The sequence below is a fragment of the Bacillus sp. 01N42_2 genome (genome assembly GCF_056399565.1).
The window spans coordinates 250,936-267,115 of sequence record NZ_JBFTRO010000001.1 but is presented as its reverse complement, the minus strand read 5'-3'; the positions used below and the strand labels follow the sequence as shown (position 1 = coordinate 267,115).

Annotated in this window: 12 protein-coding genes; 9 read left to right on the top strand and 3 right to left on the bottom strand. The window is 48.3% G+C overall.

Going from position 1 to position 16,180, the window contains the following annotated elements; genetic code table 11:
- Positions 1-44 precede the first annotated feature (44 nt).
- Positions 45-2,546, bottom strand: coding sequence for a PEP/pyruvate-binding domain-containing protein (locus AC1DN5_RS01420; protein WP_366969823.1), 2,502 nt, complete (start codon positions 2,544-2,546; stop codon positions 45-47).
- 299 nt (positions 2,547-2,845) lie between these two features.
- On the opposite strand from AC1DN5_RS01420, the gene AC1DN5_RS01415 reads away from it, so the two are divergent.
- From AC1DN5_RS01415 to uvrA, 3 genes are all read left to right on the top strand, one after another.
- The gene (locus AC1DN5_RS01415) at positions 2,846-3,082 is read left to right on the top strand and encodes a CsbA family protein (protein ID WP_003151438.1); all 237 of its coding nucleotides are present in this window, start codon (positions 2,846-2,848) and stop codon (positions 3,080-3,082) included.
- Positions 3,083-3,256: 174 nt separating this feature from the next.
- A complete protein-coding gene (gene uvrB, locus AC1DN5_RS01410) occupies positions 3,257-5,242 on the top strand; it encodes an excinuclease ABC subunit UvrB (RefSeq protein ID WP_049627486.1) in 1,986 nt (661 codons plus the stop codon).
- A 7-nt stretch (positions 5,243-5,249) separates the two neighbouring features.
- The gene (gene uvrA, locus AC1DN5_RS01405) at positions 5,250-8,123 is read left to right on the top strand and encodes an excinuclease ABC subunit UvrA (protein ID WP_049627485.1); all 2,874 of its coding nucleotides are present in this window, start codon (positions 5,250-5,252) and stop codon (positions 8,121-8,123) included.
- Positions 8,124-8,168: 45 nt separating this feature from the next.
- On the opposite strand, the gene AC1DN5_RS01400 is transcribed toward uvrA, so the two are convergent.
- Complete coding sequence (locus AC1DN5_RS01400) at positions 8,169-8,408, bottom strand: hypothetical protein (protein WP_016937799.1); 240 nt, start codon at positions 8,406-8,408, stop codon at positions 8,169-8,171.
- A 200-nt stretch (positions 8,409-8,608) separates the two neighbouring features.
- Between AC1DN5_RS01400 and AC1DN5_RS01395 the strand changes: the two genes are divergently transcribed.
- The 6 genes from AC1DN5_RS01395 (at position 8,609) to AC1DN5_RS01370 (ending at position 15,315) form a co-directional block, all read left to right on the top strand.
- Positions 8,609-8,935 carry a hypothetical protein gene (locus AC1DN5_RS01395; protein WP_016937800.1) on the top strand — a complete coding sequence of 109 codons (327 nt, stop codon included), beginning with the start codon at positions 8,609-8,611 and terminating at the stop codon, positions 8,933-8,935.
- A 24-nt stretch (positions 8,936-8,959) separates the two neighbouring features.
- A complete protein-coding gene (locus tag AC1DN5_RS01390) occupies positions 8,960-10,057 on the top strand; it encodes a DUF4097 family beta strand repeat-containing protein (protein ID WP_188154400.1) in 1,098 nt (365 codons plus the stop codon).
- Positions 10,058-10,061: 4 nt separating this feature from the next.
- On the top strand, positions 10,062-10,256 hold the full coding sequence (locus AC1DN5_RS01385; protein WP_003151448.1) for a PspC domain-containing protein: 195 nt from the start codon (positions 10,062-10,064) through the stop codon (positions 10,254-10,256).
- Entirely contained in the window at positions 10,257-10,616 is a 360-nt protein-coding gene (locus AC1DN5_RS01380; RefSeq protein WP_014418984.1) for a phage holin family protein, read from the top strand.
- A gap of 92 nt (positions 10,617-10,708) precedes the next feature.
- Positions 10,709-14,578, top strand: coding sequence for a metallophosphoesterase (locus AC1DN5_RS01375; RefSeq protein ID WP_366969822.1), 3,870 nt, complete (start codon positions 10,709-10,711; stop codon positions 14,576-14,578).
- 161 nt (positions 14,579-14,739) lie between these two features.
- Positions 14,740-15,315 (top strand): TetR/AcrR family transcriptional regulator, encoded by a 576-nt coding sequence (locus AC1DN5_RS01370; RefSeq protein ID WP_045925873.1) that lies wholly within the window; start codon positions 14,740-14,742, stop codon positions 15,313-15,315.
- Between the two features lie 133 nt (positions 15,316-15,448).
- Here AC1DN5_RS01370 and AC1DN5_RS01365 read toward each other — a convergent pair whose 3' ends face one another.
- On the bottom strand, positions 15,449-16,180 hold the full coding sequence (locus AC1DN5_RS01365) for a GntR family transcriptional regulator (protein ID WP_047477305.1): 732 nt from the start codon (positions 16,178-16,180) through the stop codon (positions 15,449-15,451).

The following is a 16,180-nucleotide window of genomic DNA, read 5'->3' as shown; positions in this document are numbered from 1 at the left end:
AGGACAAGTATACACCCGCCCTGCCCGTCAATAAAGAGGGAAACCTAGCATGAAGCGCGTTTGACTATCGTAATCTGTCCGTTTGTGCCGTCTACCGAGACGATATCTCCGTCATTGAGCCTGTCAGTCGCGACACGTGTGCCGAGAACAGCGGGAAGCCCGTATTCTCTTGCGATGATCGCCGCATGTGACAGGATGCCGCCCGTATCCGTAACGACGGCCTTTGCATCCTGAAACAGACTGGTCCAAAGCGGTGTCGTCATTTTGCAGACGAGCACATCTCCTGATGAAAAACGGGAGAAATCACTTGCGTCACGAATGACTTTCACCGGGCCGCTTGCGATTCCGCTTGACGCTGCAAGTCCGTAAATATGATGTTCAGTGTTTTTTTCATCTTCTGTGATGGCGCCTGTAACCTGCTCAGCGGCTTTCAGCTGTTCGGGCGTCGGTGTGCCGAGATAAGCGGGCGCTTCAAGCAGCTGATATTGCTGGAAGAGCTGTTTACGTTCAGCGGTTTTTTCCTTCATCGGAACAGGCGTAACCAGCGCTTGCTCGACTTCATCGCTGTATAAGTACCACATATCCTCCCGGTCATCGATCACGCCTTGTTTTTGCAGCAGCTCGCCGATTTTCAAGAGACAAAGGCGCGCTTTGGCGTCCAGCATCGCATCGATATAAAAATGGTGATCATCTATGATGACGGATGCAGATAACGCCCACTGATAATAACGGTCAAACGTCTCCCGGAAGCCGTCATCTTCAATTCTATTCATGAAGGCGGCGTAAAGCTGTTTGCGTTTTTCTATCGTTTTATGAAACTCACTGTCAAAATCGTAGCCGTTCCGGACATAGTTTTGAATGTTAGCCAAAGCGAAATAAGGATTTTCCGCCCACGTTTCTTCGATCAGATCATGGCTTTTTACTGATCTCCAGCCATATTCTTGTAAAAATTCGCCGACTTGTTCAAGAAAGCGTTTTCCTTCATCTGATTGCAGAAGCGTCTGATGAAGCTCGTCGGCCTGGGAAGCCGTAAAGACGCGCAGCAGTTCAGGATTGTCTTTTACTTGTCCGGAAAGCAGCCAAAGCTGTCTGTCGGTTTCCAGTGATTTATTCATGACGCCGGCCAGCATTTCATACAGAAGGGAGGCGTTGTCTTTTTCAATCTGTCCGTACATGGACTCCAGTGTCATATTTAACGCAATCTGCGGAAAGACAATGTTGAAATGTTCTTCATATCCTTTTAAATAAAATTCTTGCAGGTTTCGGAACGCCTCAAGGGCAGTCTCCGGTGTATGATTCTTATTCGCCAGTCCGTCCAGCTTTTGATAAAAAGGCAGAAAGGTTTCATGAATAATATCATACATACGGTCAGCCAAAACGGGAAAAAGCGCTTCTAACTGTCCTGCGGGCAGGTTGTCGTCCGTCTTATGCTGTCTGGAAAAAACATGGCCCTGGTGGAGCTTGACACGCTCAATCTCGATGCCCATCACAGGGAATGTCTTCGTACTCTCTTTGAGGCCGTATTCTAAAGCAGGCACAATGAGAGAGGCGAATAACGGGCTGATTGGGCCTTCAATATTAGACTCCATATTGATCCAAAAATCTTTCTGGTCCCGAGGCGTCATGATAAATTCCCGTTCTTCATCTGCCGCTTTCTGATCCTGCGCGATCGTTGTAATCGGTCTGGCCTGAAGCAGGTACAGCTTATTTTCGGCAAATCCGAATTCGAGATCCACGGGATAATCGTACAGTTCTTCTGTCTTTATCGTCAGCATGGCAAGCTCTTTGATGCTCTCGTCATCGAGGCAGAAGCGGTTTCTCATGTCAGCGGACGTTTCTTTTTCGGTCACGCCTTCCTTTTGAGAAACGATATACATTTCTTTTAAACCGATTTCTTTGTCAATCCGGAATGTGTCTTTATTGACGATAAATGTGTCGGGCGTCACGCTTCCGGAAACGATTGCTTCTCCGAGACCGTAGCTCGCGCTGATCATCAGTTCTCCGTCATCATGTGTGACGGGGTTTCGGCTGAAAATTACCCCTGATACCTCAGAATTGATCAGCCCTTGGACGACAACACCCATTAGCGGTTCTGCAGTGTCATTGTTCATTTTCTCTTTATAACCGCTGACCCGCGCCGAAAAGAAGGAAGCCCAGCATTCTTTCACTTTTCCGAGAAACTCTTCTTCTGTTTTGATATTTAAATAGGTTTCGTACTGGCCCGCGAAAGAAGCGCCTTCAAGATCTTCGGACGCAGACGAGGAACGTACGGCAACAGAGGCGTATGATTCTCTCAATTCATAAAAAGAGGCAATCAGCTCATCGCGGAGCTCTTTTGAAAACGTGCCGTTTATAATGGCGCGCTCCATCTTTTCCTCTTCTGCCTGAAGCCGGTTATCTTCCATAAAACGCGTCAGCGCATTTGTCTGAATGACAAAACCGTCGGGAACGGGCAGGCCGTTTTTCGTCAGTTTAATCAGGTTCATTCCTTTTGCGCCTGCTGAGCGGCTCGATTCTTCCGCTTTTTGAAATCGTACTGAATACATGCGGTATAACCCCCTTTTTTCTTCATCCAAGAAAATGATAGTAAACACTATCATTACATTGTAAAGAGGGAGGAAGAAACTGTCAAAGACACAAAGACCTAATCCTTCTCCTCCTTTCGGCTGAAGAAAGGCAATTTGGTTCATTTCATTAATGGTTCAATAGATTTACATTCGCATTTTTTCTGACAGATGATTGAAGACTGCTGAAAAAGGGTATTGTGATAGCAGGGGAGCGATTGTCCGATTCTTCATTTTTTACTATAATCAGATGAGATGAAGAATTCCCGAGGAGGGTTTTTGTGATTACAAAAGCCGTTTTTGCATTATGTTTCCCTTTTATGCTGGTCGTCCTTTTTACGCGGGTCACTTTTAACCATTATGTGGCGATCGCTCTCACAGCCGCACTGCTTTTCGCATCCTATTTAAAAGGTTACACCGAAACGTATTTCATCGTTGGATTGGATGTCGTATCATTGGTAGCCGGCGGGCTGTACATGGCCAAAAAAGAAGCAGATAAAAAGAAAGACAATGCCTGACATGGTGAATATGAAATGGAAGCCTGCTTTTACGCCATAAAAGCAGGTTTTTTATACAAAAATTGACTTGGTAAAAACAAACCATCGAACTTTAGTTCGTATTTTTAGTGATTTTGCCTGTCATTGTGTTACTATATCAATAGGAAGATTTCGTAAAGAAACGGAGGCTTTTTTGTGAAAGATCGTTTTGAGTTAGTCTCGAAATATCAGCCCCAGGGAGATCAGCCGCAAGCGATTGAGAAGCTTGTCAAAGGCATACAGGAAGGCAGAAAACACCAGACTCTCCTGGGTGCGACAGGGACGGGCAAAACCTTTACCGTGTCCAATCTGATTAAAGAAGTCAATAAGCCGACATTGGTCATTGCCCATAACAAAACCCTTGCCGGACAGCTGTACAGCGAGTTTAAGGAGTTTTTTCCGAACAACGCTGTCGAATATTTTGTCAGCTACTACGATTACTATCAGCCGGAGGCGTATGTGCCTCAAACGGATACATTTATAGAGAAAGACGCAAGTATTAACGATGAAATTGATAAACTGCGGCACTCCGCGACATCCTCTCTGTTTGAACGGAGAGATGTCATTATTATTGCGAGTGTGTCATGCATATACGGTCTCGGTTCGCCTGAAGAATACCGGGAGATGGTCGTGTCGCTCAGACCGGAAATGGAGATTGAGCGGAACGAGCTGCTGAGAAAGCTTGTGGATATCCAGTATGCCCGCAATGATATCGACTTTAAGCGGGGGACGTTCCGCGTGCGCGGCGACGTTGTGGAAATTTTCCCGGCTTCCCGTGACGAACATTGTATCAGAGTGGAATTTTTCGGAGACGAGATAGAGCGGATCAGAGAAGTTGACGCTTTGACCGGAGAGATTCTCGGCGACCGCGATCATGTCGCGATTTTCCCGGCTTCCCACTTCGTCACCCGGGCGGAAAAGATGGAAAAAGCGATTCTGAACATTGAACAGGAGCTTGAGGAGCGCTTGAAAGTCATGCGCGAAAACGGCAAGCTCCTTGAAGCGCAGCGGCTTGAGCAGCGGACGAGATATGATCTTGAAATGATGCGGGAAATGGGTTTCTGTTCGGGCATTGAGAACTATTCAAGACACTTGACGCTCCGTCCTCCGGGCTCTACGCCGTATACGCTGCTTGATTATTTTCCGGACGATTTTATGATCGTCGTTGATGAATCACATGTGACGATTCCGCAGGTGCGCGGCATGTTCAACGGTGACCAGGCAAGAAAACAGGTGCTTGTCGATCATGGGTTCCGCCTGCCGTCAGCGCTTGACAACCGTCCGCTCCGATTCGAGGAATTTGAGAAACATATGCACAATATCGTGTACGTGTCGGCTACTCCGGGACCGTATGAGATTGAGCATACGCCGGAAATGATCGAACAGATCATCAGGCCGACGGGACTCCTCGACCCTCTCATTGACGTTCGGCCGATCGAAGGACAGATTGATGATCTGATCGGCGAGATTCAGGCGAGGATAGAACGGAATGAGCGCGTGCTTGTGACGACTTTAACGAAAAAAATGTCAGAGGATCTGACCGATTATCTGAAAGAAATCGGCATCAAGGTCAATTATCTGCATTCCGAGATTAAGACGCTTGAACGGATTGAGATTATCCGTGACCTCCGGCTCGGAAAATATGATGTGCTGGTCGGCATCAACCTGCTGAGGGAAGGTCTTGATATTCCGGAAGTGTCGCTTGTCGCCATTCTGGATGCGGATAAAGAAGGCTTCCTCCGTTCTGAGCGTTCGCTGATTCAGACGATCGGACGGGCAGCGAGAAACGCAGAAGGCCGGGTCATCATGTATGCCGATAAAATCACGAATTCGATGGAAATCGCGATGAATGAAACGAAGCGCCGCCGGGAACAGCAGGAGCATTTTAACGAAATCCACGGCATTACGCCGCAAACGATCAATAAGGAAATCCGCGATGTGATCCGCGCGACGCAGGCTGCTGAGGATAAAGAAGAATACAAAACAAAAGCCGCGCCTAAGCTGACGAAGCTGACGAAGAAAGAACGCCAGAAAGTCGTTGAGCAAATGGAGCATGAAATGAAAGAAGCGGCCAGAGCGCTTGATTTCGAGCGGGCGGCAGAGCTTCGTGACTTACTGTTAGAGCTAAAAGCGGAAGGATGATGAACACATGGCAATTGACCGGATCGAGGTGAAAGGGGCAAGGGCGCACAATTTAAAAAACATTGATGTAACGATTCCGCGGGATCAGCTCGTCGTCGTGACGGGTCTGTCCGGATCGGGAAAATCATCCCTTGCTTTTGACACCATTTATGCGGAAGGACAGAGGCGGTATGTTGAATCGCTTTCTGCCTATGCACGCCAATTTTTAGGGCAGATGGATAAGCCGGACGTTGATGCGATCGAAGGGCTTTCTCCGGCCATCAGCATTGACCAGAAAACGACAAGCCGCAATCCGCGGTCAACCGTCGGAACGGTAACGGAGATTTATGATTATCTCCGGCTCTTATACGCGAGAGTCGGTAAGCCGCACTGTCCGGAGCACGGCATCGAAATTACGTCGCAAACGATTGAACAGATGGTTGACCGGATTCTTGAATATCCTGAGCGGACGAAGCTTCAAGTGCTTGCGCCGATGGTCTCAGGCAGAAAAGGCGCCCATGTTAAGGTCCTTGACCAAATCAGAAAGCAAGGGTATGTAAGGGTGCGGATTGACGGAGAAATGGCCGAGCTTTCCGACGATATTGAACTTGAAAAAAACAAAAAGCATTCCATTGAAGTAGTCATTGACCGGATTGTCGTCAAGGAAGGCGTTGCCGCCCGGCTTTCCGACTCACTGGAAACCGCCCTCCGCTTAGGAGAAGGCCGTGTCATGATAGATGTCATCGGCCAGGAAGAGCTGATGTTCAGCGAGCATCACGCCTGCCCGATTTGCGGTTTTTCCATCGGAGAGCTTGAGCCACGGCTGTTTTCGTTTAACAGCCCGTTCGGCGCCTGTCCGACTTGCGACGGTCTCGGTTTGAAGCTGGAAGTGGACCCGGAGCTCGTCATTCCAAATCCTGAGCTCTCATTAAAAGAACACGCTATCGCACCGTGGACGCCGATCAGTTCCCAATATTATCCGCAGCTGCTTCAGGCGGTCTGCCGCCATTACGGCATTGATATGGAGACTCCGGTCAAAGACCTGCCGAAGCATCAGCTTGATAAAGTGCTGTACGGCAGCGGCAATGAACGGATCTACTTTAAATACGAGAATGATTTCGGACAAGTGCGGGAGAATGAAATTGAATTTGAAGGCGTGCTGCGCAATATTGAGAGACGGTATAAAGAGACAAGCTCCGATTATATCCGTGAACAGATGGAGCAATATATGTCACAGAAGCCGTGCCCGACGTGCAAAGGCTACCGGCTGAAGAAAGAAGCGCTGGCCGTTTTGGTCAACGGACGCCACATCGGAACCATTACCGAACTTTCCGTCGGCGATGCGCTGGAATTTTTCAAAAACTTGACGCTGTCTGAGAAAGATATGCAGATTGCAGATTTAATTTTAAGAGAAATTGTGGAACGGCTCAGTTTCTTAGATAAAGTCGGTCTTGATTATCTGACGCTGAGCCGGGCGGCGGGAACGCTGTCAGGCGGCGAAGCCCAGCGTATCAGGCTTGCGACGCAGATCGGCTCCCGTTTGTCAGGCGTCCTGTACATTCTTGATGAGCCGTCCATCGGTCTGCATCAGCGTGACAATGACCGTTTGATCAGCGCGCTGAAAAACATGAGAGATCTCGGCAACACACTGATTGTCGTCGAGCATGATGAAGATACGATGATGGCTGCCGATTATCTGATAGATATCGGACCGGGCGCCGGCATTCACGGCGGCCGTGTTATATCTGCGGGCACGCCTGAAGAAGTGATGAATGATGCGGATTCTCTGACCGGACGTTATTTGTCAGGGGCTCAATTCATCCCGATGCCTCCGGAGAGAAGAAAGCCTGACGGCCGATACATTGAAATCAAAGGCGCTACGGAAAACAACCTGAAAAAAGCGAACGCCAAATTCCCGCTCGGCACTTTTACGGCGGTGACAGGGGTATCCGGTTCCGGAAAAAGCACGCTTGTGAATGAAATTCTGCATAAGGCGCTTGCGCAAAAGCTTCATAAAGCCAAAGCGAAACCGGGAAGCCATAAAGAGATCAAAGGCCTCGACCATCTTGATAAAGTGATCGATATCGACCAGGCGCCGATCGGCCGGACGCCGAGATCAAATCCGGCAACTTACACGGGTGTGTTTGATGACATCCGCGATGTGTTCGCGCAGACAAATGAAGCAAAGGTGCGCGGCTACAAAAAAGGCCGATTCAGCTTTAATGTGAAAGGCGGGCGCTGTGAAGCCTGCCGCGGCGACGGCATCATCAAAATTGAGATGCATTTCCTTCCTGACGTGTACGTCCCGTGCGAAGTGTGCCACGGCAAACGTTACAACCGGGAAACGCTTGAGGTCACATACAAAGGCAAAAGCATTTCTGATGTTCTGGATATGACGGTGGAAGATGCTCTGTCTTTCTTTGAAAATATCCCGAAAATCAAACGCAAGCTTCAAACGCTTGCCGATGTCGGGCTCGGGTATGTGACGCTCGGCCAGCCTGCGACGACGCTCTCAGGCGGAGAAGCGCAGCGCGTCAAGCTTGCTTCCGAACTGCATAAGCGCTCCACCGGCCGGACGCTGTATATTCTGGACGAACCGACGACAGGCCTCCACGTTGATGATATCGCAAGGCTTTTGGTTGTGCTTCAAAGACTCGTCGATAACGGAGATACCGTTTTGGTTATTGAACACAATCTCGATATCATTAAAACGGCGGACTACATCGTCGACCTCGGACCTGAAGGCGGCGCGGGCGGCGGCACGATCGTAGCCTCCGGGACGCCTGAAGAAATTGTCGAAGTGAAAGAATCATATACGGGCCGCTATCTGAAACCGGTAATGGAACGTGATAAAAAACGGATGAAAGCATTGCTGGCCGAAAAAGAAACGGCAGCCACTTAACAGATACAAGAACAGCCCAAAACCGATCGGTTTTGGGCTGTTGTGCTACAGGCTTTTCTTCTGTTGGGGAAGCTGTCTGCTTAAATGCATTAAGTCCTGCAGAATATGAGTGCTGCTGCTGTCCAGCAGCACTTTTATATATTGAATATCATGAGAAATGGGAAGAGGCGCCGCCTTGATCTGTTCCAGTTCAGCCAGCATTTCGCTGTTCATTCTTTTCTGTTCGCGAATCAATTTTCGCAGACTTTCTTCCGTTACTTGGTCGTTTCCGGGATCTTTCTCCATTTGGTATGTCCTCCTTGCATACGGTCAGGCTTTGTTACATATTGTAATCGGTTAGGGGAAAAGATTCTATAGTGAAATCTCTGAAATGAAAAATTACGTATAACGAAGCATGTCCTTTAGCATGAAAATGAAACCCGCCCATTCGTCATACGTATGTATAATGAAGGGCCTTTTACATTACCGCACAGGGAGTGTTTTTATTGAATCGAAACCAAGCGATCATCGCATCCATCTGTTATTTCAGCGTGTTTTTTGCGCCTCTTATTCTTCCGATTGTGGCTTACTTCGTCGTCGATGAAAAAGAGACGAAGCGGCATGCCATGCGCGCCCTGATTTCTCACATCATTCCGTTTGCGGGATTGCTGATTGTGATTGCCGGTGTTGTCGGAGGAGCGATTACGGCTCAGGGGGAGAGTATGGTTCCGGTTTTTGTTATGATAGCAGGAGCAGCTGTTTATTTTCTGATCCTCATCGGAATGGTCATTTGGAATATCGTGCAGGGAATAAAGGTATTACGCCAGGTGTAAGAAAAGTCGGGGGAGGAGTTTTATATGAAGCAGGAGAAAGAACGGATTTTAAAGCTTGTGGAAGAAGGCAGGCTGACGGCGCAGGAAGCTTTGACGCTCATTGAAAAACTGGATCTTGAATATAAAGAAAAAGAAGAGCAGATCACCGCATTATCAACGGAGGTCCAGGAATCTGCGGAAGATTTCAAAAGCGGGACAAAAGAAAGCCAAAAGCCGTCGCTCGGTGCTAAGCTGTTCGATTGGATTGATTCGGCTGTCAAAAAAGTGAAGGAAGCGGATCTGGATCTGAATTTCGGCCACGCACACGACGTGCAGCATATTTTTCAATTTAAAGACAGTGAATTCTCAGCCATTGATATGCAGATTGCAAACGGCAGCGTCAATATCGTACCGTGGGAGGATGAAGATGTCAGAGCGGAGTGCCAGGCGAAAGTGTACCGGGCGGACAGTCAGGAGGCGGCGCGCACCGCATTCCTCCAGCACATTGAGTGTGAAATGAAGGGCAATAAGTTTTTTGTCCGCACGGAAAAGAAAACGATGAAAACCAATGTCACGCTTTATGTTCCTCAGAAAGAGTACGATAAGATAAGAGTGAAACTGTTTAACGGACCGATCAGAGGGGAACATTTACATGTAAAAGAATTCTCGGCGAAAACGACAAACGGCGTTCTGTCGTTCTCTCATCTGACGGCTGAGAAAGCGTCGGCGGAAACGGCTAACGGACAAATCAAGCTGGCCGGCCATCAATGCGGCGCGATCGAAGCGGAAACGATCAACGGCTTGATTGATTTGCGCGGATCGAGTGAATCTATAGACGTCCAAAGCTTTAACGGCAATATCATCCTTACCGTGACAGCGCCGCACTGCCGCTCCATCTACACAAAAACGACGACCGGAAATGTGGAGATCGCCCTGCCTGATGACTCGGCGGTGAAAGCGGAGCTCAAAAGCAATCTCGGCTCTCTCAGCCACGAGCTGATTGATGCGGAGATTTTAAAGGAAAAGAATGATACCATTCAAAAAGAACTGATGCTGGAATCAAATCAAGCCCATGATCAGCATCTCTCGATTTTCTCAGAATCGTTAACAGGAGCCATTAAGCTCAAGCATACTCAGAGGTGATTGGATGAAAAGACTTTACCGTTCAGAAAAAAACCGTAAAATCGCCGGTGTCGTCGGCGGTTTGGCGGAGTACATCAATATGGATGCGTCGCTTTTGCGCATCATAACCGTTGTATTAGCGCTTGTCACGAGCGGAATCGTGCCGATTGTATATATTATCTGGTGTTTTGTCGTACCTTTAGAAGGAGATTTGAAATAAATGATCAAATGGGCAGTCAGCATTTTAGTAAATGCTTTATTATTAATCGTTATCGCGGGATATTTTGATTCCGTCCATATCAGCAGTATCGGAGCGGCTGTCATCGCCAGTGTGATTCTTTCTGTGTTAAATGTGCTGATCAAGCCGATCATCGTCATATTGACATTGCCTGTCACGGTTGTGACCCTCGGCCTTTTTCTGTTTGTCATCAACGCCATTACGTTAATGATGACTGCTGCCTTGATGGGAGACAGCTTTCAGATTGACGGGTTCGGCACCGCCATTTGGGCATCCGTCGTGCTTTCCGTTTTCCACTTGCTGATTCAAAAAGGCATATTGGAGCCGCTTAGAAAAGGATAAAAAAGAGCTGTCCCCGAGAGGGCAGCTTTTTTATGTGCGGTTACATAAGCGGAGGCCTCCTGACGCAACATAATGCATAGGGAGGTAATGAGATGAAACTTGTGATGACGCTCTTTTTTCTGATTGGTTTGCTTTGTGTGAGTCCTTCTGCGGGTGCGGCGCGCAAAGAATCGGCAATCCCGGTGAATCAGCAGGAATTCGGACAGCCGCCTCATTACATACCGCTTCTGGAGAATCCTCCCCAAATCGAAGTAAAGGCGGAAATGAAAAGAAACCTGTTCATACAGGCTCATGTACAGAATGCCGATTATCAAGCGTTTTCGGCGTTTCTTTTTTATAAACAAAGCAATGAGCTGGGATATAAGATGGTGCCAATGGAGCCCGCTCCAGGCGCAATCCGGCTGTTTACGGCCCAGGTTTCAAAACGGGATATCTGGAATGGAGAATTGGAATATTACCTCGTTTTCACCAACGGCAGACAGCGGGCGGAATCGGAGAAAAAGCGGCTGAAGCTGGACGGCTATCAAGCCGATTTGAATCATATTCCCGAGCTGATGATTACGGAGCTTGCCGTTGATACGAAAAATGAAGACGGCGCTGATGCCTATGAATTTATCGAGGTGTATAACACGACGGACAGACCCATTCACTTTAAGGATTATCATATCCGCTACCGCTACCCGAAGGAAGGGCCGGATTCAGATGTGATATGGAGGCCGAAAGAAGATATTGTCATTCCGTCAGGCGGCGCTTATGTGTTTTGGCTGAGACGCGCCGCATCAGAACTGACGGCAGATGATTTCAACCGCTATTACGGAACCCGTCTGAAGGAGGGAAAACATCTCGCCGTCATCGAAGGGACGGACGGAATGTCCAACGGCCGCCCGCGGACGGTGGTGCTGTCAGCAAACACCGGAAAAACCATCGCCTCAGCGCATTACCGAAAACACGCATTCCGACGGCTGACTTCTTTGCTGTACAAATATCCGCTGAACGGAACGGGAGAATTGCTCAAGATCTCCACAAGCGAACATAAGCCGTCACCGGGCTCCGTTTTTCAGGCGCAGATCCCTCAGCAGAAAAGAGTGATCAAACCGGACAAGGAAAAACCGGTCATTGAAGACCTTACAGACAAAAAGCCGGTCCGGCCGGCAGAAAGCATTGAATTAAAAGCGGACATCCGGGACAAAAACCTTGTCAAAACAGCCGCGTTTTATTACAGAACCAATGAGAACAAACCATTCAAACGGATTCTGGTTGAAAAAGACCGCAACGACAGTTTATACCGTCACATTATTTATTCCCCGGAACTGCTCGGCCAGGATCAGCTGGAGTATTATATCGCAGCCGGTGACGGGGAAAATGAAGCAAAAACACCCGTCAAGATGATTGACATTGAACAGACGAGTAAATCACACGGACTCAGAATGAACATTGAACCGGAAGATACGATATCGGGCACCTATCTGCTCAAAGCCACATCTGACGCCGGCGCGGATAAGATCAGGCTGTGGATTGACGGCAAGCGGCAGGAGACCCGGCCGGCGCTGGAAAAAGAGGTCTATTTCGCCTTTGATGCCCGAAAAACCAATCTTTATTTCAAAAACACCGTCATGATGGAAAACGAGGTGCTGCACATTTTTGACGATCCGGCTCACCGCTACAGAACGTATTCGGTTCTGCTTCCGGAACGTCTGCTGCAAAAAGGGGGCAAAACGCAGAAAGTATCCATCCGCGCGGGCTCAAAGGTTTCTCCGTATGACACGGGGGAGAATCGGGATGATTTTATCGTAAAAAATGCCCGACTGGTCCTTTCAGACGGAACGTTGATCAAAGACGGGAAGCGGGATCCTGCTGAGCAGCTGTTTATCGGTGACGGGAAGCGGGCGAATAAGAGCATGACCTTCTCATTCAGCCTGCCGGATCATTTATTTACGTCGCGGCTTTTGCCATGGAATACGGTGAAGCTTTCTGAAGGCTATCACCAGATTTTTGTAAGCGACGGTGAGGAGCAGCTCAGTCAGTCTGTGCGGGTGGACAATACAGGCCCGAAAATTGTTCCGGGTATCAAAGAAGGCGCGACATTGAAAGGTAACTTTGAGCTGAAAGCGGACATCCATGATAAATGGAGCAAGGTGGAAGAAGTCAAAGCGTTTTTGGACGGAGAAAGCATCACGCTCCCGCATCATTCGTCATCAGCTGATCTTAAGCCCGGAAAGCATACGCTTACCATCACTGCGGCAGACCTTGCCGGAAATGAAACAACATCCGTCCGCACCTTCCATATCAAGCGGGAGGAGCCGGATCAGCCGGAGCTTGCCGATCAAAACATTAGCGCCCATAAAGCGAAGCTGTCCGTGCGGGTAAAAGATCCGACGAAGGATGAGATGAATGTATCATTTTACCGGGGATTCCGCTACACCGCGCGGCATCCGGGCAGCGTGAAAGTGTATAAACACGCCTCATTAACAGAACCGCCGCAAGGCATAAAAGAAAATGAAATGCCGTTTACACTGCCGGAAATGAACCGTATCTCGGCAAATGACGGAAAAACAGTCTCATCGGAAAGCAAGGAACGTTTCCCTTATCACCGATTTGAAGTAACCGTTGACCCGTCTATTGACGAAACGGATCTGGCCGAGGCGGTCTGGAAAGGAAGCTCTCTGCCCGGCCGAAAGGTAACCATGTATATTTGGAATTACCGGACAAGCCGCTGGCAGGAGGCGGACAGCGTCCTTGCCAAAAATAAAAAGCCGTTTACGTTAAAAGCCGCCGTGTCTGCAGCGGATGCGGTGAAAAACTCAAAGATGAATGTCATCGTTCAGGATCAAATCCCGGCAAAAGGCAATTACTCGTTTGTCTGGATGTCCGATACACAGTATTACGCACAAGGGCACCCGAACATTTTTGACAAAATGACGGAGTGGATCAAAGAAAATAAGGAAAAGCACAATATCAAATATGTCTTTCATACCGGCGATATCGTCGATGATTCAATGGTAATGAAACAGTGGAAAAACGCCGATCACTCCATGCGGACACTTGATAAGGCGGGGATTCCGTACGGCGTGCTTGCCGGCAATCATGACGTCGGCCATAAAGACGGCACATACCGCACCTTCGGGGATTTCTTCGGAAGCCGCCGTTTTGAAAAGAACATGCATTACGGCGGGTCATACAAAAATAACCGCGGGCATTATGATCTGCTGTCGGCAAGCGGGAACGATTTTATTATGATTTATATGGGCTGGGGCATTGGGGATCAAGAGATTGACTGGATCAATCAAGTGCTTAAGCAATATCCGGACCGAACCGCCATATTATGTTTTCATGAGTATTTGCTTGTGAGCGGAAACCGAAGCCCGATCGGGGAGACGATCTACCAAAAAGTCGTTAAGCCGAATCGCAATGTGGCGATGGTATTAAGCGGCCATTACCATAATGCCGTGAAAAAAACCGATGCCCTTGACGATGACGGCGACGGAAAACCGGACCGTCTCGTTCATCAAATTCTGACCGACTATCAGGACGGTCCTGAAGGGGGCCAAGGCTATATGCGCATCATGCAATTCGATCAGGCCGCCAATCAGGTTCACATGTTCTCCTACTCGCCGTATACGGATGACATCAATTACTATGACACCGATCTGTTCGCTGATAAAGACGAATTTTCAGCTGAAATGGATTTACAGCCGAAAATGAAAAAGGTAGCGACCGATTATTTTGAATGCAACGTTTATACGAACGAACTGCTCGGTCATCAAAAACACGTAAAAAGCGGAAAAACCGCAGAATGGGTCTGGGACGGCCTGCAGCCAGAATCAGTTTATTACTGGTACACCGTCGTCAAAGATCCGTACAACGGCAAAACAATATCACCGATCTGGATGTTCAAAACGGGAAATACGCCGTATGCTCCAGCTCCGGATCAGTTTGATTTCAGGCATGTCTCCAACCCATAACAGTGAAATACCGCCTGCTGATCGCTCAGAAATCTGACGGTCAGCAGGATTTTTTCTGTACGGAAATAGCAGCGCCCTGCTGTAATAAGTGCTTTTGACTTTTTTATGTCCCTTTTCTATACTAAAATCGATTGGTTTTCTTAAATGCAGGAGGAAACATAATGAACAGTAAAACCGGGACAAAAGAAAGAATTATTCAAACCTCTGCATATCTTTTTCAGATTCAGGGATACCATGCGACAGGTTTGAATCAAATTATAAAAGAGAGCGGAGCACCCAGAGGGTCTGTGTATCATCACTTTCCAAACGGAAAAGAAGAACTCGCCATTGCGGCGATCAGACATACGGGAAGATGCGTTGAAAAGCAAATACAGAATAGTATGTCTGAATTCGGGGACCCTGTAGAAGCCATTCAGCACTTTATTCATGTAACGGCTGAACAGTTTAATGATCCTCAGAATATTGAGGGCGTGCCGGTTGGATTGCTGGCGGGTGAGACCGCTCTGATCAATGAAACGTTAAGATGCACATGTGTTGAGGTGTTCAAGAAGTGGACGGATGTGTTTGCGGCAAAATTTCTTGAACATGGATTTGAACAAGAGGAAGCGGAGAAGCTTGGGATGACAATCAACTCGATGATTGAAGGCGCAATCATGTTTTCACTGGCTCACAAAAACAAAGAACCGCTGCTGCTGATTTCAAAGCAGGTTCCGTATATTGTCCAAAACAGAGGGTAGCATTTTAGTACTCTTTTCTTTATAAAAATAGATACCAGAACCCCAGCCTCTCCGTTTTGACAGAGTCATAGAGAATTGATTTGAAAATGGCAGATCAAAAAAACATCTCCAACCCGTAACGGTTGGAGATGTTTCATTTCACCCTGTCCATATAATGTACGAATGTGTAGCGGTCGCCTCTGTAGGCGGATTTGACATGCTCAAAAGCAGTGCCGTCCTGCAGATATGTGGTCCGCTTGATATAGAGGACGGGCGCGCCGGGCTGGATCCCGAGCAGTTCGGCTTCTTCCTCGGAAGCGGCTCCCGGTTCAAGCTCTTGTTTGGCCCGTGAGATCGGCATCTGATTGTACGCTTCGATGTGCTCATACATGGATGATTGAAAATGAGAGGCATCCAATTTCCCCGCCTTGTCAAACGGGATGTACGAGGCTTCGATCGCCATCGGGATATCATTCGCCAGCCGGACGCGGATGATTTTATGAAGCGTTGCCGGACAGCCGCATCCCAGGATAGAAGATAACTCTTCCGTCGCCTGAATCAGCTGGTATTCGGCAAGTCTGCTCCCCGGCTTCATGCCCCGGCTTCTCATATCTTCGGTGAAGCTTGTCAGCCCTTGAAGCGGCTGCTCCATCTTCAGTTTGCTAACGAACGTTCCCCGGCCTTTCTGTCTGTATAAAAATCCTTCATTCACCAAATTGGAAAGCGCCTGGCGCACCGTCATGCGGCTGATGCCGAATTGTTCGGCGTATTCCCGTTCCGACGGAAGCAGCGCATCCGCTTGCAGCTCGCCGTTTTTGATTTGGGTTTTCAATTGTTCCATAATCTGAAAGTAAATCGGAATCGGAGATTGTTTATCAATCTGCAT